21 protein-coding genes are annotated in these 19,934 nt (G+C 66.3%); 13 read left to right on the forward strand and 8 right to left on the reverse strand.

Annotated elements, in window-relative coordinates; all coding sequences use genetic code 11:
* The 11 genes from KF715_19390 to KF715_19440 all read left to right on the forward strand — a co-directional run bounded on the left by KF715_19390 (nucleotide 1) and on the right by KF715_19440 (nucleotide 12,342).
* Nucleotides 1–834 (forward strand): IclR family transcriptional regulator, encoded by an 834-nt coding sequence (locus KF715_19390; protein ID MBX3738866.1) that lies wholly within the window; start codon nucleotides 1–3, stop codon nucleotides 832–834.
* 1 nt (nucleotide 835) lies between these two features.
* Nucleotides 836–2,131, forward strand: a complete 1,296-nt coding sequence (locus KF715_19395) for a DUF2088 domain-containing protein (protein ID MBX3738867.1) — start codon at nucleotides 836–838, stop codon at nucleotides 2,129–2,131.
* Nucleotides 2,132–2,322: 191 nt separating this feature from the next.
* The gene (locus KF715_19400; protein MBX3738868.1) at nucleotides 2,323–2,958 is read left to right on the forward strand and encodes a bifunctional 4-hydroxy-2-oxoglutarate aldolase/2-dehydro-3-deoxy-phosphogluconate aldolase; all 636 of its coding nucleotides are present in this window, start codon (nucleotides 2,323–2,325) and stop codon (nucleotides 2,956–2,958) included.
* A 26-nt stretch (nucleotides 2,959–2,984) separates the two neighbouring features.
* Complete coding sequence (locus KF715_19405) at nucleotides 2,985–4,061, forward strand: mannonate dehydratase (GenBank protein ID MBX3738869.1); 1,077 nt, start codon at nucleotides 2,985–2,987, stop codon at nucleotides 4,059–4,061.
* 24 nt (nucleotides 4,062–4,085) lie between these two features.
* Nucleotides 4,086–5,183, forward strand: a complete 1,098-nt coding sequence (locus KF715_19410) for a sugar kinase (protein MBX3738870.1) — start codon at nucleotides 4,086–4,088, stop codon at nucleotides 5,181–5,183.
* 203 nt (nucleotides 5,184–5,386) lie between these two features.
* Nucleotides 5,387–6,496 carry an amidohydrolase family protein gene (locus KF715_19415; protein ID MBX3738871.1) on the forward strand — a complete coding sequence of 370 codons (1,110 nt, stop codon included), beginning with the start codon at nucleotides 5,387–5,389 and terminating at the stop codon, nucleotides 6,494–6,496.
* Between the two features lie 77 nt (nucleotides 6,497–6,573).
* Nucleotides 6,574–7,854 (forward strand): PD40 domain-containing protein, encoded by a 1,281-nt coding sequence (locus KF715_19420; protein MBX3738872.1) that lies wholly within the window; start codon nucleotides 6,574–6,576, stop codon nucleotides 7,852–7,854.
* A gap of 128 nt (nucleotides 7,855–7,982) precedes the next feature.
* A complete protein-coding gene (locus KF715_19425) occupies nucleotides 7,983–8,813 on the forward strand; it encodes a DUF4339 domain-containing protein (protein ID MBX3738873.1) in 831 nt (276 codons plus the stop codon).
* Nucleotides 8,814–8,948: 135 nt separating this feature from the next.
* Nucleotides 8,949–9,866 (forward strand): DUF362 domain-containing protein, encoded by a 918-nt coding sequence (locus tag KF715_19430; GenBank protein ID MBX3738874.1) that lies wholly within the window; start codon nucleotides 8,949–8,951, stop codon nucleotides 9,864–9,866.
* A 3-nt stretch (nucleotides 9,867–9,869) separates the two neighbouring features.
* Nucleotides 9,870–11,378 carry a 4Fe-4S binding protein gene (locus KF715_19435; GenBank protein MBX3738875.1) on the forward strand — a complete coding sequence of 503 codons (1,509 nt, stop codon included), beginning with the start codon at nucleotides 9,870–9,872 and terminating at the stop codon, nucleotides 11,376–11,378.
* A 64-nt stretch (nucleotides 11,379–11,442) separates the two neighbouring features.
* Nucleotides 11,443–12,342: an alpha/beta hydrolase gene (locus tag KF715_19440; protein ID MBX3738876.1), complete on the forward strand. Its 900-nt coding sequence runs from the start codon at nucleotides 11,443–11,445 to the stop codon at nucleotides 12,340–12,342.
* A 28-nt stretch (nucleotides 12,343–12,370) separates the two neighbouring features.
* Here KF715_19440 and KF715_19445 read toward each other — a convergent pair whose 3' ends face one another.
* Entirely contained in the window at nucleotides 12,371–12,886 is a 516-nt protein-coding gene (locus KF715_19445; protein MBX3738877.1) for a GreA/GreB family elongation factor, read from the reverse strand.
* Nucleotides 12,887–13,046: 160 nt separating this feature from the next.
* On the opposite strand from KF715_19445, the gene KF715_19450 reads away from it, so the two are divergent.
* Nucleotides 13,047–13,214, forward strand: a complete 168-nt coding sequence (locus KF715_19450; protein ID MBX3738878.1) for a hypothetical protein — start codon at nucleotides 13,047–13,049, stop codon at nucleotides 13,212–13,214.
* A 64-nt stretch (nucleotides 13,215–13,278) separates the two neighbouring features.
* On the opposite strand, the gene KF715_19455 is transcribed toward KF715_19450, so the two are convergent.
* From KF715_19455 to KF715_19465, 3 genes are all read right to left on the reverse strand, one after another.
* Entirely contained in the window at nucleotides 13,279–13,644 is a 366-nt protein-coding gene (locus KF715_19455; protein ID MBX3738879.1) for a DUF1294 domain-containing protein, read from the reverse strand.
* Nucleotides 13,641–14,786: an alginate lyase family protein gene (locus KF715_19460; GenBank protein ID MBX3738880.1), complete on the reverse strand. Its 1,146-nt coding sequence runs from the start codon at nucleotides 14,784–14,786 to the stop codon at nucleotides 13,641–13,643. Before KF715_19460 ends, KF715_19455 begins: the two co-directional genes overlap by 4 nt.
* Nucleotides 14,787–14,847: 61 nt before the next feature.
* The gene (locus tag KF715_19465) at nucleotides 14,848–15,435 is read right to left on the reverse strand and encodes a hypothetical protein (protein ID MBX3738881.1); all 588 of its coding nucleotides are present in this window, start codon (nucleotides 15,433–15,435) and stop codon (nucleotides 14,848–14,850) included.
* 205 nt (nucleotides 15,436–15,640) lie between these two features.
* Between KF715_19465 and KF715_19470 the strand changes: the two genes are divergently transcribed.
* On the forward strand, nucleotides 15,641–16,144 hold the full coding sequence (locus KF715_19470; protein MBX3738882.1) for a gluconokinase: 504 nt from the start codon (nucleotides 15,641–15,643) through the stop codon (nucleotides 16,142–16,144).
* 24 nt (nucleotides 16,145–16,168) lie between these two features.
* Here KF715_19470 and rnc read toward each other — a convergent pair whose 3' ends face one another.
* The 4 genes from rnc to KF715_19490 all read right to left on the reverse strand — a co-directional run bounded on the left by rnc (nucleotide 16,169) and on the right by KF715_19490 (nucleotide 19,868).
* Entirely contained in the window at nucleotides 16,169–16,891 is a 723-nt protein-coding gene (gene rnc, locus KF715_19475; protein MBX3738883.1) for a ribonuclease III, read from the reverse strand.
* A gap of 82 nt (nucleotides 16,892–16,973) precedes the next feature.
* A complete protein-coding gene (locus tag KF715_19480) occupies nucleotides 16,974–17,771 on the reverse strand; it encodes an ABC-2 family transporter protein (protein MBX3738884.1) in 798 nt (265 codons plus the stop codon).
* A gap of 21 nt (nucleotides 17,772–17,792) precedes the next feature.
* The gene (locus tag KF715_19485; protein MBX3738885.1) at nucleotides 17,793–18,605 is read right to left on the reverse strand and encodes an ABC-2 family transporter protein; all 813 of its coding nucleotides are present in this window, start codon (nucleotides 18,603–18,605) and stop codon (nucleotides 17,793–17,795) included.
* Nucleotides 18,606–19,082: 477 nt separating this feature from the next.
* Complete coding sequence (locus tag KF715_19490; protein ID MBX3738886.1) at nucleotides 19,083–19,868, reverse strand: ParA family protein; 786 nt, start codon at nucleotides 19,866–19,868, stop codon at nucleotides 19,083–19,085.
* Nucleotides 19,869–19,934 lie beyond the last annotated feature (66 nt).

The raw sequence follows: 19,934 nt of genomic DNA on the forward strand, positions 1-19,934 counted from the left end.
GTGAAACCCGCCCCCTATCCCACCCGCCCCGCTCCGACCCGGCAAACGCCCCCTGCTTCCGACGCCGAGCGCTACGTCATCCCGAATCTCCGCAACGCCTGCCGCATCCTCAAGCTGCTCGGGCGCTCCACCGACGGCTACAAGGTCGCCGACATCGCGCGGGAACTGAAAATCCCCGTCACGACCACGCTGCGCATCATGAGCACGCTCACGCTCGAGGGCCTCGCGCGCAAGGTCGACACCCGCTTCGAACTCGGCCCGGTCCTCATCCAGCTCGGCAACGCCGCGCTCTCCGGCACCGAAATCCGCGAGCTCGCGCAACCTGTCCTGCTCAAACTCACCCAAGTCACCGACGAGACCGCGCACCTCGCCATCCCTTGCGACGACCGCTCGCTCATCGTCGCCGTGCAGGACAGCCTCCATCCGCTCCGCGCCGCCTCACGCCCCGGCTTCCTCGCCGAACTGCACTGCTCCTCGACGGGCAAAACCTTCCTCTCGTTCCTCCACTACGAGCGGCTCGCCGAACTCTTCCCCGCATCCGTCAAACCCACCAAGCGCACGCCGCGCACGCTGACGACGCTCGCGGAAATCCGCCGCGAGATCGAGGCCACGCGCAAACGCGGCTACAGCCTCGACGACGAGGAGTTCAATCCCGGCGTCCGCTGCCTCGCCGCACCGGTCTACGCCTCCGACGGCAAAGTCGCCGCCGCCATCGGCATCACCGCCGCCACCGTCCGCTTCACCCGCGAACGCATCCCCGAGATGGGCGCGCACGTGCTGGCCGCCGCCCGCGAACTCTCCGCGCACCTCGGCTACCACGGCCAGGAATCCTGACATGCCCGACGCTCCCTTCCGCTCCCTCGCGCCGTCCGGCCAGTCGCTCAGCGACGGCGCCGTGCGCGATCTCGTCGCCCGCGCCTGCCCCGCCGCCCACTACCGCGGCAAACGAGTGTGCCTCATCATCCCCGACGGCACGCGCACCGCGCCCGTCGGCCTGATGTTCAAGACGCTCTTCGCGCAGCTTGCCGGCACCGTGAAGAAATTCGATGTGATGATCGCGCTGGGCACGCACCCGCCGATGACCGACGCCGCCATCAACGAGCGCGTCGAGATATCCGCCGCCGAACGCGCGTCCACCTACCGCGAAGTCGAATTCATCAATCACGAGTGGGACAACCCCGCCGCGCTCCGCGACCTCGGCTGCATTCCTGCCGAGCAAATCCGCGAGCTCTCCGGTGGTCTCTTCGCGATGGACGTCCCTGTCCACGTGAACAAACGCCTCTTCGACTACGACGAGCTCATCATCGTCGGCCCGGTGTTCCCGCACGAAGTCGTCGGCTTCTCCGGCGGCAACAAGTATCTCTTCCCCGGCGTCGCGGGCCCGCAGATCCTGAACTTCTTCCACTGGCTCGGCGCTGTCGTCACGAATCCGATGATCATCGGCAACAAGTGGACGCCCGTCCGTAAAGTCGTCGATCGCGCCGGAGCGATGGTCACCGTGCCGAAATCCTGCTTCGCGATGGTCGTGCAAGGCAAAGGCGAACTCGCCGGCCTCTTCGCTGGCACGCCCGAACAAGCGTGGGACGACGCCAGCGAACTCTCGCGCCAGCTCCACATCACTTACAAGGACCGCCCGTTCCACACCGTGCTCAGCTGCGCCCCCGCGATGTATGACGAGCTCTGGGTCGGCGGGAAGTGCATGTATAAACTCGAGCCGATCGTCGCCGACGGCGGCGAACTCATCATCTACGCGCCGCACATCCACGAAGTCTCCGTCGTGCACGGCAAGATGATCGAGCGCATCGGCTATCACTGCGTGCAGTATTTCCTGAAGCAGTGGGACAAGTTCAAACACGAGCCGTGGGGCACCCTCGCCCACTCGACGCACGTGCACGGCATCGGCACCTACGATGCCCAGACCGGCATCGAGACACCACGTGTGCGCGTGACCCTCGCGACCGGCATACCCGAAGCCACCTGCCGCAAGATCAACCTCGGCTACCGCGACTGGCGCACGATCAAGAAAGAGGACTACGCCAACCGCGAACACGAGGGCGTCTTCCTCGAACCCAAGGCCGGCGAACGTCTCTATCACCTCCGCCAAAAGCCCAAGTGGGCCGGCGGCGAGTGAGTCCTCGGGTCCGCGTTGCGATGCTCACCACCCGCCATCCCGAGCGCCGCCGCCCCGCGAAATTTCGCGCGCCGTCCGCGCACGGCGAGGCGCTTGTGCAGCGCTTGCGTATTACTCGGCATGACACGGTTCCGTCGGGTGTAGACAACGCGCTCTGGTAGAGTTTCGACTGCGAAAAATTTCTTTTCCCCATGAACAAGTCCGAAGTCCTCGCCCGCATCAAACAAGAGAAGGTCATCGCGCTCATCCGCGCCGACGGCCCCGACAGTCTCATCGACTGCGCCCGCGCCCTCGCCGCCGGTGGTCTCACGATCATCGAGCTCACGATGTCCACGCCTGGCGCGCTCGACGTGCTCGCGAAAGCCGCGAAGGAGCTCCCGCACGTGACCTTCGGCATGGGCACCGTCGTCAACGCCGAGACCGTCGCGCAGGCCCAGGCCGCCGGCGCGAAGTTCATCGTCACGCCGTGCGTGCGCCCGGCCGTCATCGCCGCCTGCAAGGAGCGCGGCCTCGCCATCCTCGGCGGCGCGCTCACGCCGACCGAAGCCTACAACACCTACGAACTCGGCGCCGACATCGTGAAGGTCTTCCCCGCGGAATTCTTCGGCCCGGCGTTCATCAAATCCCTCAAAGCCCCCTTCCCCTTCCTCAACATCATGCCCACCGGCGGCGTCACCCCGGAGACCGTCGCCGACTTCCTCAAGGCCGGCGCCTACGCCACCGCCGCCGGCAGCGCCCTCGTGCAACCCGCCGCGCTCAAGGCCAAGGACTGGGCCGCGATCACGCTGCGCGCGAAGGAATTCGTCGCCGCCGCCAACAAGGCCTGACCCGCACCGCACTCCACGCACCCGCGATGCAAACCGCCTTCCGTTGGTATGGTCACTCCGACCGCGTGCCGCTGCTCTGGCTGCGGCAAATGACGCCGCGTCCGCTCGTCGTCACGCACCTCGCGCACATTCCGCCCGGCGAAGTCTGGCCGGTCGAGGACCTGCGCCGACTCCGCGACGAACTCGCCGAACAGGAACTCGCGCTCGGTCCCATCGAGAGCGTTTTCTGGACCGACGACATGAAGCTCGGCCGCGGCGACCGCGACCTGCACATCGAGAATTACATCCAGACGCTCGCCAACATCCGCGCCGCGTTTCCCGACGCCGGCGAGATCATCGTCACGTATAACCTGATGCCGCTCGACTGGGGCCGCACCGAGCTCGCGCATCTCCACCCGAACGGCACGCGCGGCCTCGCCTACGATCACGCCGCGATGGCCCGCATCGATCTCTCGCACGGCCTCTTCCTCCCGGGCTGGGGCCGCCGCTACAGCCGCGAGGAATTCAGCGCGCTGCAAAAAGCCTACGCCGATCTCGGCGTCTCCGGCTTCTGGGAAAACGTCCGTTACGCGCTCAAAGCCATCATCCCCGCCGCCGCCGCGAGTAACATCCGTCTCGCCGCGCACCCGAACGATCCGCCGTGGTCCTACCTCGGCTTGCCCGCGTTCCTCTGCAACGCCGCGGACATCCGCCGCCTCCTCGCGCTCTATCCGCACCGCTCGAACGCGATTTGCTTTTGCACCGGCTCCTACGGCGCAGATCCCGCGAACGACATCGTCGGCATGATCCGCGAGTTCAAGGACTCCATCGCGTGGGCGCATCTGCGCAGCGTAAAAACCACCGCGGAAAAAACCTTCCACGAAGCCGACCACGCCGACCTCACCGCCAACGTCGACCTGCTCGCGGTCATGCGCACGCTCGTCGAAATCGGTTGGGACGGCGTCTTCCGCTCCGATCACGGCCTCGACCTGCTCCACGAAAGCGACTCGGTCACCAACGGCTATCCCGCCATCGATCGCTACGCGGCGAACAAGATGCTCTGGGCCTACCAGCGCGCGCTGAAAAGCGCCCTGCCCGCCCGCGCCGCCGCGTCCGCTTCGTAATTTTTCCCCAAACCCGACATCATCATGTCACTCCCGATCAAACCCGCCAACAGTGTCGCATTTGACCAGATTTCGCTCGGCGAAGTCATGCTCCGCCTCGATCCGGGCGAAGGCCGTATCCGCACGGCCCGCTCCTTCACCGCTTGGGAAGGTGGCGGCGAATACAACACCTCGCGCGGCCTCCGCAAATGCTTCGGCCTGAAAACGGCCGTCTGCACCGCGTTCGTCGACAACGAGGTCGGCCACCTCGTCGAAGACTTCATCATGCAAGGCGGCGTCGCGACCGACTTCATCAAGTGGCGCGAGGACGACGGCATCGGCCGCACCGTCCGGAACGGCCTCAACTTCACCGAGCGCGGCTACGGCATCCGTGGCGCCGTCGGCTGCCCCGATCGCGGCAACACCGCCGCCTCGCAGCTCAAGCCCGGCGACTTCGACTGGGAGCACATCTTCGGCAAGCTCGGCGCGCGCTGGTTCCACACCGGCGGCATCTTCGCCGCGCTGTCGTCCTCGACTGCCGAACTCACCATCGAGGCCGTCAAGGCCGCGAAGAAGCACGGCACGATCGTCAGCTACGATCTCAACTACCGCCCGTCCCTCTGGAAAACCATCGGCGGCCTGAAGAAGGCCCAGGAGGTCAACCGCGAGATCGCGAAGTATGTCGACGTCATGATCGGCAACGAGGAGGACTTCACCGCCTCGCTCGGCTTCGAGGTCAAGGGCGCCGACCACAACATCTCCAAGATCGAGATCGACGCCTTCAAGGACATGATCGGCACCGCCGTGAAGGAGTTCCCGAACTTCAAGGTCGCCGCCACCACGCTCCGCCGCGTCATCACCGCGACGAAGAACGATTGGTCCGCGATCCTCTGGCACGACGGCCAGTTCTACGAGAGCCGCAAGTATCCCGAGCTCGAGATCCTCGACCGCGTCGGCGGCGGCGACTCTTTCGCCTCGGGCCTGCAGTTCGGCTTCATGACCTTCAACGACCCGCAAAAAGCCGTCCAATACGGCGCCGCCCACGGCGCCCTCGCCAGCACCACGCCCGGCGACACCTCGATGGCCACCCGCAAGGAAGTCGAGAAGACCATGGGTGGCGGCGGCGCTCGCGTCGTCCGCTAAACTCGGCTCTGTCATCGCGAGGCCCGCAACGCGGGCTGTGGCGATCCATCTGATTTCTCAGCCCGAGCCTAGCGCTCGGGCTTTTCTTTTGTCCGCGCAAGCACGCTCGCTCGCCTCACGCCGCCGCGCGCACTGCGCCCCATAGTGTCCATCAGGTTTATCAATTAACGCTCCGCGTGCGTGCGCCGCTACAGTGCGGCGCCATGCAATTCCTTTCCGCTCCCGCGCGCCGCCTCCCTCGCCTTCTCTCGCTCGGCACTCTCGCCGCACTCGCGCTCTCGGCCACTGCCGCCAAACGCCCGTATCGCCCCGCCGAGCCGCTGCCCGCCGGCACGTTCATTGATCTCCACTGCCACACCGCTGGCATCGGCGCCGGTGGCAGCGGGTGCTACGTCTCGCCGGAACTCCTCCACAGCTATAAACTCGCGTTCTATCTCCGCTCGTTCGGCGTCACCGCGCGCGAACTCCGCGAGCACGGCGACGCCCTCGTCCTCGATCGTCTCTCCGCCCGCCTCGCCCGCAGCGAGCACCTCGGCCGCGCCGTCGTCCTTGCCCTCGATGGAGTCGTCGACGCCCACGGTCAACTCGACTTCGCGCACACCGAAGTCTATGTGCCCAACGAATTCCTCGCCGAAGAAATCCCCAAGCACCCTAATCTCCTCTGGGGTGCCAGCGTGAATCCCTACCGTCCCGACGCGCTCGCCCGTCTCGAGTGGGCCAAAGCCCACGGCGCCGTCCTGGTGAAATGGTTGCCGTCGATCCAGCACATCGATCCAGCCGACGAACACCTCGTTCCCTTCTACCGCAAGCTCGTCGAACTCCACTTGCCGCTCCTCGTGCACACCGGCGACGAGCATTCCTTCACGCGCGCCGAAAATCACCTCGGCGATCCCGACCGCCTACGCCTGCCGTTACGCGAAGGAGTGACCGTCATCGCCGCGCACGCCGCCACGACCGGCAAAATCGACGGCGAGCGTTGCTTCGACCGCCTTGCCCGTCTCATGTCCGAACACCCGAATCTCTACGCCGACATCTCCTCGCTCACCCAACTCAACAAGCGCGCCTACCTCGCCGAACTGCTCACGCGCCCCGAATTCGCGCATCGCCTCCTTTACGGCACCGACTATCCGCTCGTCGAAATCCGCGCGCTCGTCTCGCCGTGGTATTTCCCGCGTCAACTCACTCTGCGCCAGCGCTGGCAAATCGCCCGCCTCTCCAATCCGTGGGATCGTGATGTCGCGTTGAAACAAGCCCTCGGCTTTCCCGCCGACTGCTGGATCCGTCCCGAGCAGTTGCTCTCCCACGCGGACTGACCGAACACCGACTCGCTTCCCCTCGCCCCGTATCCGCTTTCAGTAGCCGGCGACGCCCTGCTGGCGTCTTACTCCGCATGTCGCCCCGCCGCCCCGCTCTCTTCGTCCTCACCTGCACGCTCGCGCTCACCACCCGCTTCGTTGCCGCTGAAAACGCTCCCGCCGAGCCTCCGCGCGAGTGGATCGATCCCGCCACCGGCCACCGCGTCATCCGCCTCACCGACGAGCCGGGCTCGAACAGTTTTTATTTCAACTTCAACGCCTTCAGCCCCGACGGACGCTGGATGGTCTACACGACCCCGAAAGGCGGCATCTCCGCCCTCGAGCTCGCCACACGCCACGCCAAGAAACTCGTCGACGGCCCCGCGCGCACCATCGTCGTGAGCCACCGCACCTCGACGCTCTTCTACTCCCACCCGGCGTCGGCAGAACACCCTGCTTCCGTCTGGAAATGCGACATCGACACCGGCGAGTCGCGTAAACTCGTCGACCTCCCGCCCCGCGCCACCGTCGTCGCGATCAACGCCGACGACACGCTCGGCGCCGGCACCTACATCGAGGGCGACGCCGACGCCGATGGCGCCTACGACGGCAAGCCGCACACCGGTGGCTCGCGCCTGTCGCCCGTCAACCAAGGCGAGCCCGCCAACAAATCCGAGATGATGACGCGCCGCCTCAACGCGAAGCTCCCGATGACGCTCTTCACCATCGATCTCGCGACCGGCAAGCTCACGAAGCTCCTCGAGCACGATACCAACTGGCTCAACCACCTCCAGTTCTCGCCCACCGATCCCACGCTGCTCCTCTACTGCCACGAAGGCCACTGGCAGCTCGTCGACCGCATTTGGACCATCCGCACCGACGGCACGCAAAAACAGCTGATTCACCGCCGCACCATGCAAATGGAGATCGCCGGCCACGAATGGTGGGGCGCGGACGGCCAGACGATCTACTACCAACTCCACTTCCCGCGCGGCGGCCGCACCTCGTTCATCGCCAGCTACAACGTCGCGACCCGCGAACGCACCTGGCTGCAATACGATGCGGCGACGCAATCCTCCATCCACGACAATTCCTCGCCCGACCAGAAACTCTTCTGCGGCGACGGCGACAACCAGTCGCCCTGGATATTTCTCTTTCGCCCGAAGCTCGTGACCGATCGCGGCACTCTCGGCGAAAACCTCATTCGCGGCGGCTACGTCGAGTCCGAAAAGCTCGTCGACATGTCGAAACACAACTACCGCCTCGAGCCGAACCCCATGTTCACGCCCGATCAGAAGTTCATCATCTTTCGCTCGAACATCCTCGGCCCCGACTACGCCTTCGCCGTCGAGATTGCGCGCGCCGCCGGCCACTGATCCTCAAATGATCGAGCGTCAGCCGCGCTGGGTGCGGTAGGGCGCGACCGCCGGACGCGTCGCCCCACGCGCCATTCTCCTCGACCGCCTCGCGCGCTTAGCCCAGCTTCTTGCGATTCATTTCCCCCATGAGCTGGCACTACGCTGAAGGCAAAGAGCAACGCGGCCCGGTTTCGGAAGGAGAGATTCTCTCCCTAATCGCAAACGGCCGCATCACCCGCGCGACGCTTGTCTGGCGCCAAGGCATGTCCGCATGGCAACCCGCGCAGGACACCGAGTTGTTCGGCGCGCCGCCGCTCCCGGCCGACGCCGCTTCCGCCCCCGCCACGCATCGCTGCATCATCACCGGCAAGCTCTACCCCGCGTCGCAAATCATCCAGACGCCCGACGGCCCCGTGTCGCACGAGGGTAAGGATATCTATTACCAATCCCGCCGCGAAGGCGCGCCGGTGCCCGTGGCCGAGGGCGTGAGCAACGCCCGCGCCGACGGCAAATACGTCGTCGTGCCGGTTGCCAACCCGAAACTGCCCGCGCGCTGCGTGAAGACCAACGCGCCCGTCACCTCCACCGAGTCCAAGCACAAGACGCTCTATTGGTATCCGCCGCTCCTCGCGCTCACGATTCTGCTCAATCTGCTGATCTTTTTCATTCTCTACCTGATTTTCCGGAAAAAGATCGCCATCGACATCCCGATCAGCGCCGCCGGCCGCAAGATCGTGCGCAACCACGCCTTCATCGCTTGGGGCGCGGTGCTGCTCGGCCTCGTCTGCCTCGTCATCGCCATTGCCGAGCCCACGCTTGTCGCGCTCTTCCTGCTGACTGCTCCGCTCATCATCGGCGGCCTGGTCTACGGCGCTTTCAAAGCCACCCTTCTCCGCGCCGCGAAACTCCGCAACGGCGAGGTTTGGCTCGCCGGCGCCTCGCGCGAATTTGTCGAATCGCTGCCGCGCTACTCGTGACGCGTGCGCCGCGCCACGACGCGCGCAACTCAGGCCGAGCCTTGGCCAACTGATGCGCGGCGGCTTCGTGCCATCGGCGTAAGGTGCTCGTTCGACGGCCCGCCGTCGCGGACCGCACCTTTGTCCTTTGGCCCCATGAAGACCAGTCGCCGCGACTTCCTCAAAACCGGCCTGGCGCTCGCCGCGACCGTTTCCGCCGGTCGTTTCACCCGCGCCCTCGCCGCCGACGTCCCCGCCGCGCCGCGCACCATTCTCGCCGCCGTCCGCGACGGCACGCGCACCGCGATGCTCGACCGCGCCCTCGCCGAACTGGGCGGCCTCAGCCAGTTCGTTCGTCCGGGCCAGACCGTGTTGATCAAACCCAACATCGGTTGGGACGTCGCCCCCGACCTCGGCGCCAACACCCATCCCGAGCTCGTCGGGCACCTCGTGAAACTCTGCCGCGACGCCGGCGCGAAGTCCGTCAGCGTCTTCGACCACACCTGCGACCAATGGCAGCGCTGCTACGCCACCAGCGGCATCGAGCCGGCCGTGCGTGACGCCGGCGGCATTGTCGTCACCGGCGACGACCACGCACTCTACCGCCCGGTCGAGATCCCGCGCGGCGTGAAGCTCAAGTCCGCCGAAGTGCACTCCCTCGTCCTCGACAGCGATGTGTTCATCAACGTGCCCGTGCTCAAACACCACAGCGGCTCGCTCATGACCGGTGCCGCGAAGAACCTCATGGGCGTCGTCTGGGATCGCCGGTTCTACCATCGCAACGACCTGCACCAGTGCATCGCGGACTTCCTCACCTTCCGAAAGCCCGACCTCAACATCGTCGACGCCTACCACCCGATGGTGCGCAACGGACCGCGTGGCCGCGCCGCCGATGACGTCGTCGAACTCCGCAGCCTGCTCGCGTCGACCGACATCGTCGCCGTCGACACCGCCGCCGCGCGCCTGCTCAACCAAAATCCCGCCGACATACGCCACATCGGCCTGGCCGCCGCACACGGCGTCGGCACGACGAACCTCGACGCGCTCGACATTCGCCGCGTCAAGCTCGCCTGAGCCGTGCGCCGCTGGCTGAAACCGCTCCGCGTCCTCCTCGCAGTCGTATTTTTCGGCGTCCTCTCCGCCGCGTTCCTCGATTTCCGGGGCCTCATGCCGACGCGGCTCGCACACGCGTTCGCGGCGATGCAACTCGGCCCCGCGACACTCGCCGCCGTCGCCGGCAGTGCGCTCGCCGCCGGCTCGGTCGCGCTGCTGTTGATCGTCACGCTGCTCTTCGGCCGCGTCTATTGTTCCGTCATTTGCCCGCTCGGGATTCTCCAAGACGCTATCGCACGCCTGCGACCACGCCGCCGCACCGCGACGCGCTTTGCTCCGGAAAACAAAACCATCCGCTACGGCTTCCTGACCAGCGCGCTTCTCGCAGTCGCCCTTGGCGCGACCGGCGTGGCCTTCACACTGCTCGATCCCTACAGCCACTTCGGCCGCATCACCGCGACGCTCGGCCGGACCGCACTCGTGATCGGCAACAACACACTCGTTCCCGCCGCGCAGACGCTCGGCTGGCAGGCGCTCTATCGCGTGCCTCCACCGGCCCCGCCGCTGGGACTTGTGCTGTTCGCGACAATCGCCGCCGTCACCGTCGCCGCCCTGGCGCTCTGGCGCGGTCGGATTTACTGCAACACGGTCTGCCCGGTCGGGACAATTCTCGGACTGCTCTCCCGCGTCAGCGCGTTTCGGCTGACCATCGATCCGGCCGCCTGCACCAAATGCGCCGATTGCCTGCGCGCGTGCAAAGCGCAGTGCATCGATCTCCGTGCGGGGCGCGTCGACGCCTCGCGCTGCGTTGCCTGCGCCAACTGTCTCAGCGCATGCCGGCACGGCGGCATCGCATATCGCTTCGCCTGGCGCCGCACGCAGCGTGCGCCCGATCCCCAGCGACGCGCGCTCGTCGCCGGCGCACTGGCCGTCCCTCCGTTGGCCGCCCTGCAAGCCGTCGCCGCCGCGCCGCGTCGCGCACCCGTCGCGCCCCCCGGCGCGCACAGCGCCACCCGCCTGCTTGACCGTTGCACCGGTTGCCAGTTGTGCGTGACCGCCTGCCCCACGCAGGTGCTGCAACCCGCAGTGTTCGACTACGGCTGGCTCGGATTCGCCAAGCCGCACCTCGATTTCGAGCGCGCCTTTTGCAACTTCGATTGCCATCGCTGCGGCGACGTCTGCCCAACCGGGGCGATTCTGCCGCTCGCACTCGCCGACAAGCGCCTCACGAGCGTCGGCACGGCGCAGTTCGAACGCTCCCGCTGCATCGTCGAAACCGACGGCACCGATTGCGCCGCCTGCTCCGAACACTGCCCGACCAAGGCGGTGAACACCGTGCCTTTCCGCGACAACCTCCGTCTCCCCGCGGTGAACGAATCGCTGTGCATCGGCTGCGGCGCCTGCGAATTCGCCTGTCCCGTGCGTCCGCAGCGCGCGATCACCGTCACGGCGCGCGCGACGCACACGCGCGCCGCCCAGGCGGTCGAGGCCAGGCCGCAGTTGCCGAAGCCGACGGGCGATTTTCCGTTCTGACGCTCCGCCGCCGCACGGGCAAAGCGACCTTGTCGTTTCCCGGCGCGCCGATTTTCCTCCTCCCATGCTGCGCGTCGTCCCCTTCGTCCTGCTGCTCGTCACCATGCTCTCCGCGACCGAACATCCCGTCATCCCACTTTGGCCCGAAGGCATTCCCGGCGCCAAGCCGCACGCTAAGCCCTTCGTCGTCGACGCCACTGGCCGCGTCTCGGAAGTCCATGAGCCCAGGCTCACCGTGTGGCCGGCCGCGCCCGGTAAAGCCAACGGCACCGCCGTCGTCATCTGTCCGGGCGGCGGCTACGCCATCCTGTCCGAGCAGCGCGAGGGCGTCCGCTACGCCGAGTGGCTCAACGAACTCGGCGTCACCTGCTTCATCGTCCGCTCCCGCCTGAAAGAATACGGGCACCCCGCGCCGTTGCGCGACGTTCTCCGCGCGATGCGCATCGTGCGCTCGCGCGCCGCGGAGTTCGCTGTCGATCCACACCGCATCGGCATCATCGGCTCCTCCGCCGGCGGCCATCTCGCCTCGAGCGCGTCGACGCTCTACGACCATGCCGACGGCAAAACCGGCGCCGCACTCGACACTGTGAGCGCCCGCCCGGACTTCGCATTGCTGCTTTACCCCGTGATCCTGATGGACGGACCGCACATCCACGTCGGTTCGCGCAACAACCTCATCGGAGAGCACGCCGCGCCCGAGTTGGTCGCGCTCATGTCGGCGGACCGGCAGGTGAACAAGGAAACGCCGCCGACCTTCATCATCCACGCGGAGGACGACCATTCCGTGCCGGTCGAGAACGCGCTCGCCTACTACACCGCGCTGCGCCGTGCCGGCGTGCCGGTGGAAATGCATCTCTACGAAAAAGGCGGCCACGGCTTCGCGATGGAGGCCACGCACCCGCAAACCGCCCAATGGCCGCAACGCGCCGAAACATGGCTCCGCAGCCACGGTTGGGTGAAGTGACTCGGGCCGCGCCGAGCGCGGGACGAGCTCAGTAACGGATCCCGGTGATCTCGAGCTGCGTGGCGCCGCTCGGGAACTTGAACGGCACCTGCTGCCCCAACCGCGCATTGAGCAGCGCGCGCGCGATCGGCGACAGCCAGCTCACGGCGTCCGCCGAGAGATCGGTCTCATCCACGCCCACGATGTGATACGTGGACACGACGCCCTTCGCGTCCCGCACGGTGACGACCGCACCGAAACGCACCACATCGTGCGGCGGCGGTGGCGGCGTGGCGATTTCGGCGGTCGCCAGGCTCTGCTGCAAATAGGCGATGCGCTCCTCGGCGCGCTGGAGCTCCTCCTTCGCGTCGGCGCCGCGGCCGCCTTCATCGGCGGATTCCGCAATGAGGCGCGGCGCACGGTCGGTGAGCTCTTTCAGTTCGCCGCGCAAGCGCTCCGCCCCCGCGGCGGTGAGATAATTGCGCGCTCCCGGCGGGAGCGGCGAAATCCGGCGCGGGATGACGACGTCGCGCGCGTCGTCTTCACGGGTGAAAGCTCGGCTCATGGCCATAACGTAGCCCACCGAGAGGCCGTTGGCAATGGGTGCGAGGGCGAGCCGCCGCAACCGATGCGTAGTCCGCGCGACCGGCACGGTGTATAGTCGACGCGAACAAACAACGACCGCGCGCGCATTGCTGGCGCGAGGTCCCCGACTCCCTCCCCCCATGAAAGCGGCTCTGATCGCGGTTGGAATTGCGGCGCTCGCCGGACTGGCCTTCTCCCTCGCTGGCCGTCCATTGGACGCAGCCGACTACGTGGTCGTGTTGCTCGTCGTCACGCTCATCGCGTGGACCTACGAGCAATACAATCACGACCCCACCGAGGAGAAGTAACCACCGCCGGCGTTCCGCCCCGTCACCGCTGCGCGTCCGCGGTGCGTGGAATGCGCTGTCCGACTTACCGGGAAAGCCACCACGCCGCGCCGGCTTCGTAGCTCGCCACGATCAGCCAGAACACGAACTGGTAACTTGGCTTCGCCGTCTTGTGCCGCAGCAGCTGCTGCGCGACGAGACCGCCGGGCCAACCACCAAGCGCGTCGATGGCGAGCAGCTGCGCTTCCGGCAGCCGGCCGCCTCCGCGGACCGCCCGGCCTTTGTCGAACGCATAGCTCGCAAACGACACCGCGGACAGCACCGTCGGAACCAGCAGCCACTCCCCGCCGGAGCGTTGTAGCCAAGGCCACAGCGCCACTCCGGGCAGGATGAGCAACGCAGCGAGCGCAAGCAGCACCCCGACCGCCCGATCCGTCGCGCGAGCCGTCATTGTGCCGGCGCGGGCCGCAGCCACAGCGTCGGGTAGCGCACGGGAAAATTCCGCTGCACTTCCTCGACCGGTGAGTCCGCCGGGAGGCGTTGCCAGAGCGCCAGCCATTCCGCGTCGCACCCCGCCAGCGCGCCGAAGAGCAGCGCCGGCTGACGAATCGGCCAATCGTTCCAATACATCACGTCCGGCGCCTTCGGCCACCGCGACTTGTCCGCGAGGAACGGCGCCAACCAGCCGACCGCGCGCAGCATGCCGCGTCCGTCGGGCAGCGTCGCGCGCATGAGGTTCTCCGTCGGCGTGGACAACACCACCGCGGTGGCGGCCATCACGTCGAGGTTGAAGATCGCGTAGCCGTAGGGTTTCGTGCGCGCGAGTTCGCGCGGGAAACTCCCGTCGAGCGCCATTTGCGTGAGGAGATCGCGGCGGAAGCGCTCGCGGCACTCGGTCAACGCCGCCGCATCGCGCGTCAGGCGCGCGAAACACGCCGCCTGCAACACCCAGCAGGTGCCGTGATTGTTCTCCTGTTTCGCCTCGTCGAGACCGTAGGGATGCGTGCGCATCCAGTGCAGGTAGTCGCGGAACCACTGCGTGAGCGCCGCATCGTCCTCCGGCTTCAGCGCCGGCGATCCGCGCAAAGCCTCGATCGCGAGCGCGACCTCGGCGAGATGCACGGTGTCGATGATGCCGATGCCGCGCCCGGTTGCCACGCCCTGGATGGCCTGCGCGTAGACCAGATTCGGGTTCATGCGCGTCGCCGGATCGACGAACCACGTGCGCAGATGCCGCGCCGCCGCGACCGCGAAGCGCTCCTCGTGCGTGAGATCCCACGCGGCGACCAGCGCGCCGACGTCGCGCGCCAGACCGAACATCAGGTTCCGGTGCGCGACGAAGTTGTCGGGATTCGTCAGTCCGTCGCGACGGATGTAGGGTCCGGCGGGCTTCTGCGGATCGGGCCACCAATAATCGCCCTCGGAGGAGAAATCGTGCGGACCGCCCGCACTGCGCGGATTCCGCACGCTCGTGAGCGTGCGCGGCTCGTGCGTGAGGGCGACTTCCGCCGCCTGCACCGCCCGCGCGCGCTCCGCAGCGCGCAGATCGAATTCCGTGACGGTGGCGGCAGTCAGCAGGGCGAGAAACAGCATGCGGACTTCGTAGCCCGCGCGCGCGGAATTGCCAGCTCCGAGCGCCGCTCCGGCGCGCGGCTCACTCGGCTTCCCAGTCGGCGTCCTTCGGCAGCAGGTGCACGAGCGCGACGTTCAGCACGAGCAGCACGACCAGCCCCGGCCAGACCTGGACGAGTGTGGCGGCGAAGTGCTCGAGCGGATTCCGCTGCGGCCCGAAGCTCGGCACGACCCACTGCACCGCAAGCACCAGCGCATACGCCGGCAGCCAGGCCAGCGGCGCCGTCACGCGCAGCGACGGCCAGCGACGCACCGCGAGCGCGGCAAAGGCAACATAGGCCGCGAGCTCGACGCTCATGGCGAGCACACGATCGGAAACGGGCAGGCCCGTGGTGAGCGCGTTCACCACCGGCACGACCAGTGCGACGAGCACGCCGACGCCGGCGCCGTAGAGATACACCGCGAGGAACGCCGTCCAGAACGCCGGCAGCAGGTGCACGCCCAACGGCCGCGGACCGCTCCACGGGATCAAGTGGACGAGAACCGGCACGAGCCAGGCGACGGCCATGAGCACGAGCGTTTCGCGCCAGGAGGCGCGCGTGAGCGAGAAGAAGGAGCGGGCGCTGACTTGCATGCGTTGGAGACGGGAAATCGGCGCGGAGGTAATCATGGGAAGCGGACGTTTGCCAAGGATGGATGCCGGCATGGCGCGGGGTAAATAGGGGCGACGCGGCGCGACTTTCGGCCTTAGACGCCGGTCGCACCGCACTCGTTCGAAATCTCGCCGCTCGCGCCAGAGCTTGGCTTTATGACTGGGGTAAACACCTCCTGCCAGCTTGCGCGAACCCGCTCGGCCTGCTCAATCGGGCGCTCCCGTGTCCGCTCTCCTTCCCCGCATCCTCCTCATCATGGGCGTCGCCGGCTCCGGCAAGACGACGCTCGGCCAACGCGCCGCAGCCGCGCTCGGCTGGCCGTATTTCGAGGCGGACGATTTTCATTCCGCGGCCAACAAGGCCAAGATGGCGAGCGGCCTGCCGTTGAACGACGACGACCGCGCCCCATGGCTCGACGCGATCCGCGCGAAGATGAACGCCACGATCGATGCGGGCCAGAGCGCGGTCTTCACCTGCTCCGCACTGAAGGAAAAATACCGCGCTGTGCTCGCCGGCGACGCGAAGCACCCGGTGACGATCGTATTCCTCCACGGCGACTACGAAACGATCCTGGCGCGCGTGAGCCGACGCAAAGGCCACTTCATGAAGGCCGAGCTGGTGCGGAGCCAATTCGAGGCGCTCGAGCATCCGAAGGACGCGCTCGAACTCGACATCCGCGAATCGCCCGCAGTGCTGTTGGAAAAGATTCTCGCCACGGTGCGCTGAAGCGCGCGCCGGCGGGATTCGCGGCTACGGTTTCGCTTCGGTCGCGCCGGATTGGCGCAACCTGATCAGTGCCACGCGCGCCGCCTCTTCTTCGGCCGCCTTTTTCGAGGAGCCCTTGCCGCCGCCAAGGAATTGGTCGTTCAGGAAGACACTGACTTCGTATTCGCGCGCGTGTTTCGGGCCGGTGGCGTTCACGACGTCGTAGCGCAACGCGCCGTTGCCGTGCACGGGCTGCACCATTTCCTGGAGTTGGCCCTTGGGGTTTTCCTTTCCCTCGCTCAAGGCGAGGCGCTCCGGGATGGAGCCATACCATTGGGTCACGACGGCCTGCACGGTCGCGAAATCACTGTCGAGGTAGATGGCGCCGACGATCGCCTCGAGCGCGTCCTCGAGAATCGACGCGCGGCCGCGCCCGCCGGCGTCCTCCTCGCTTTGACCGAGCTGCACGGCGGCATCGACGCCGAGATCGCGCGCGAGCTGGCTGAGAAACTCGCCCTTGGTCAACCCGGCGCGGCGCCGGCTGAGCACGCCTTCGCGCTCCGCGGTGAATTGCCGGAACAGTGCGTCCGTGAGGATGAAATGGAGCACTGAATCGCCGAGGAATTCGAGCCGCTGGTTGTGCGCGCCGTCGTTGGGACGATCCTGCAGGAAGGAGGCGTGACGCAGCGCTTCGCCCAGCAATGCGGGATTACGGAAGGTGTAGCCGAGGCGTTTTTGCAGCGCGGCGAGCTTGGCGATATGCGGCATGCGAGTGCGGGTTGCCTCCTGAGAAATCGAATTGCGGCGAGTTGTCCATCCCTTCGGCGTCGCCGCCGTTCGCCGCGTCGCGTCACGAGCTCGCGCTCGAATACCGCCGGAGCCCGCGATGGAAAACGAAGACCGTCACCGCAAACCAGCCCGCCGCCAGAGCGACGACCCAGAGCGTCAGCCGCCAGTCGAAGCCGTGCAGCAGCGTGTGCGCGGGGACGTTGCTCACGAGCACCATCGGCAGCACCCACACGAAGGCGACCTTGGTGAGGCCGATGAACGCCTGCCGCGGCAACCGGGAGAATTCGCTCAACGTGAAATAGCTGCCCTCGATGCCTTGCGCGCTCGTCATCCAGAACGCCGCCGAGAGGCTCAGCACGAGCACGCTGTAATGAATGACCACGCCGCAGAAAACCAGCAGCGCATACAGCGCGATATCCGCAAGGCCGGGCGAGAGATGCAGCTGGCGCGCCGAATAGATCACGACAGACAGCGCCACGAGCGAGTTGATCAGGCTGTCCGGATCGAGTTTCCGCGTCGTGGCCGTGAACATCACGTTGCCCGGCTGCGCGAGGAAGAAGTCGAAGTTGCCCGTGCGGATGTTGCGCCCCATCTCGAAGATGCTGCTCCAGAAAAACCCCATCAGGAACCGCTGGATGAGCATCGAGGTGCCGACGAGGAGCATCATCTCGTATTTGGTCCAACCGGCCACGGTCTTGGTGTGCTCGTAGATTACGGAGACCATGAGCACGTTCACCGTCATCCAAAACAGCTCGACCAGCGCCCAGACGAAGAAGTCGCCGCGGAACATCAGCGTGCGCACGACGGCGTAGCGGGCCGAGGCGAGCCAGATGCGGGCGTAGTGGGCGAGGGAAAACATGGCGGGCGGGTGCGGCGAGGTTCAGCCGCCGACGGCGGTGTGCAGGCGCAGGCCGCGGCGCCACAACAGTTGTCCAAGCGCGAGGATCGCTACGACCCAGAAGACCTGGATCTTCAGCATGTGTCCGGCCTCGACCGGATCGGTGATACGCCCGGTGAGCAACGCGACCGGGAAATACATCTGATAGAAATACGGCAGACCGGCCGACAGGCCGAACAGCCATTTCGGCAGCAGATCGAGTGGGAAAATCTGTCCGCCGAGCACCGACTCCAGTGCCATCGACAGGATCACGAAGCCCTGGATTTCGAGGAACCAGAACGTCAGCATCCCGAAGCAGTAGGCAATGCCGAACTGAATCAGCGCCGACATCAGCAGCGCCGGAATCGCATAGAGATAGGGCCAGAGCTGGTGCGGCAGCGTGAGGTGGTCGCGCAGCAACGGATAGAACACCACGAGCGGGAGCAGAATCAGCAACCCGGTCACGAGCCGCGCCGCGAGGTAGATGCTGAAGCGGTAGGCGAAGTAATTCACCGGTTTCAGCAGGAACTGATTGATGAGTCCGTTCCGGATTTCCTCGGCGATCTGGTAGTCCTCGTTGAACGCGCCGATCATGAACTGCACGACGATCAACGCCACGAAGTAGGTGATCGTCTGCCCGAGGCTGAAGCCGCCGATCGAGGGATTCCCTGCGTAGGCCGCGCCCCAGAGGATGAACACGACGATGAGATGGAAGAACGAAAAGAACCCGCGCACGGCGAAGTTCACCCGGTAGATCAGGTTGCTTTGGAGCCCGACGGTGAACGCGGCGAAGTATTTGCCCAGGGAGCCGAACATGCGAGAGGCCCAGCAGTAAGCCGCGGAAAACGGAAAGCGCAAGCGGCGGCAAGCGCCGGCAAAGGACTGCTAGCTTGCGCGCCGCAAGCAACAATGCCTCGCTACGCTGACTGATCGCCACCGCCGAGATGTCCGCACGCGCCTACTCTCAATTGCTAACCTGGAACACGTTGCTCGGCCTCGCCGGCGCGAGTGTCGGAAGCGGGATTGCCGCTTTTTTTGCGATACAACGCGAGGCATGGGGTTGCTCGGCAGTTTTCATGCTGCTTGCCGGGGCAACGGCGGTGCTCGCAACGCGGGTCCACTTCGCGTCGAAGGCTTCATTAGCTTCCGTTCCGAAGCACGAAATCCGTATAGTGGGTGGGCCAGTCGCCTACTGCTGCATCATGCGACACAACGACGGGTGGCGATGGTTTTGCTGCACGTCGCGCGACGTCGATACGTTAAGACATCAAACCACACTCGACTCCTAACCTCTCACTTCTCCGTCAGCTTGAACCGCGTCGCCACTTCCTTGGCCAGCGCGGTGTAGGCGGCGGCGCCGGGGCTGTGCGGGTCGTAGGCGAAGATCGGTTTTCCGAAGCTCGGCGCCTCGCTGAGCCGCACGGTGCGCGGGATGACGGTGCTGAAAATCTTGTCGGGCAAATGCGAGCGCACTTCCTCGACGACCTGCTTCGCGAGATTGATGCGGCTGTCGAACATCGTCATCACGATGCCGCCGACATCGAGCGTCGGATTCACGCCGGCGTTTTTCAGACGATCGACGACCTTCAGAATCTGCCCGAGACCCTCGAGCGCCATGTATTCGCACTGCAGTGCGATGAGCAGGTGGTCGGCCGCGGCGAGCGAGTTCATCGAGAGCATGCCGAGCGCGGGCGGGCAATCGATGATGATGGCGCGATAGCCGCCGGAATTGCGGATCGGATCGAGCACGCTCTTGAGCCGCAGCAGGTAGTTTTCCTGCTGCGCCAGTTCGATCTCGATCGCGGCGAGGTCGACCTCGGACGGAATGAGCGCGAGGTGCTCCCACTGTGTCGGCGTGAGCATCTCGAACACGCTGCCTTCGCCGTGGAGCGGCTTGTAGAGCGACTTGCCCTCCTGCTTTTCGATGCCGAGCGCGCTGGTGGCGTTGGCCTGCGGGTCGAGGTCCACGACGAGTGTGTGGATCTTCTGCGCCGCGAGGGCGGCGGCGAGGTTGACGGCCGTCGTGGTCTTGCCGACGCCGCCCTTCTGATTCGCGATGGTGAAAACCGTGCAGGCCATGCCGCTTTATTCGAGAAGCCCCGCCGGGGGTCCAGCGCGAAGTGTCTCCCGGCGCTTGCGCCGCGC

It is taken from the genome of Candidatus Didemnitutus sp., from assembly GCA_019634575.1.
Taxonomy (GTDB): Bacteria; Verrucomicrobiota; Verrucomicrobiia; order Opitutales; family Opitutaceae; genus Didemnitutus.

Bases quoted from the DNA above. Each gene is read 5' to 3' on its own strand.
- KF715_19395 (MBX3738867.1), top strand. From the start codon at position 836: ATGCCCGACGCTCCCTTCCGCTCCCTCGCGCCGTCCGGCCAGTCGCTC.
- KF715_19445 (MBX3738877.1), bottom strand. From the start codon at position 12,886: ATGAGCCGAGCTTTCACCCGTGAAGACGACGCGCGCGACGTCGTCATC.
- KF715_19490 (MBX3738886.1), bottom strand. From the start codon at position 19,868: ATGGCCTGCACGGTTTTCACCATCGCGAATCAGAAGGGCGGCGTCGGC.
- KF715_19465 (MBX3738881.1), bottom strand. From the start codon at position 15,435: ATGATTACCTCCGCGCCGATTTCCCGTCTCCAACGCATGCAAGTCAGC.
- KF715_19460 (MBX3738880.1), bottom strand. From the start codon at position 14,786: ATGCTGTTTCTCGCCCTGCTGACTGCCGCCACCGTCACGGAATTCGAT.
- KF715_19425 (MBX3738873.1), top strand. From the start codon at position 7,983: ATGAGCTGGCACTACGCTGAAGGCAAAGAGCAACGCGGCCCGGTTTCG.
- KF715_19405 (MBX3738869.1), top strand. From the start codon at position 2,985: ATGCAAACCGCCTTCCGTTGGTATGGTCACTCCGACCGCGTGCCGCTG.
- KF715_19485 (MBX3738885.1), bottom strand. From the start codon at position 18,605: ATGTTCGGCTCCCTGGGCAAATACTTCGCCGCGTTCACCGTCGGGCTC.
- KF715_19450 (MBX3738878.1), top strand. From the start codon at position 13,047: ATGAAAGCGGCTCTGATCGCGGTTGGAATTGCGGCGCTCGCCGGACTG.
- KF715_19480 (MBX3738884.1), bottom strand. From the start codon at position 17,771: ATGTTTTCCCTCGCCCACTACGCCCGCATCTGGCTCGCCTCGGCCCGC.
- KF715_19430 (MBX3738874.1), top strand. From the start codon at position 8,949: ATGAAGACCAGTCGCCGCGACTTCCTCAAAACCGGCCTGGCGCTCGCC.
- KF715_19455 (MBX3738879.1), bottom strand. From the start codon at position 13,644: ATGACGGCTCGCGCGACGGATCGGGCGGTCGGGGTGCTGCTTGCGCTC.
- KF715_19420 (MBX3738872.1), top strand. From the start codon at position 6,574: ATGTCGCCCCGCCGCCCCGCTCTCTTCGTCCTCACCTGCACGCTCGCG.
- KF715_19410 (MBX3738870.1), top strand. From the start codon at position 4,086: ATGTCACTCCCGATCAAACCCGCCAACAGTGTCGCATTTGACCAGATT.
- KF715_19415 (MBX3738871.1), top strand. From the start codon at position 5,387: ATGCAATTCCTTTCCGCTCCCGCGCGCCGCCTCCCTCGCCTTCTCTCG.
- rnc (MBX3738883.1), bottom strand. From the start codon at position 16,891: ATGCCGCATATCGCCAAGCTCGCCGCGCTGCAAAAACGCCTCGGCTAC.
- KF715_19400 (MBX3738868.1), top strand. From the start codon at position 2,323: ATGAACAAGTCCGAAGTCCTCGCCCGCATCAAACAAGAGAAGGTCATC.
- KF715_19440 (MBX3738876.1), top strand. From the start codon at position 11,443: ATGCTGCGCGTCGTCCCCTTCGTCCTGCTGCTCGTCACCATGCTCTCC.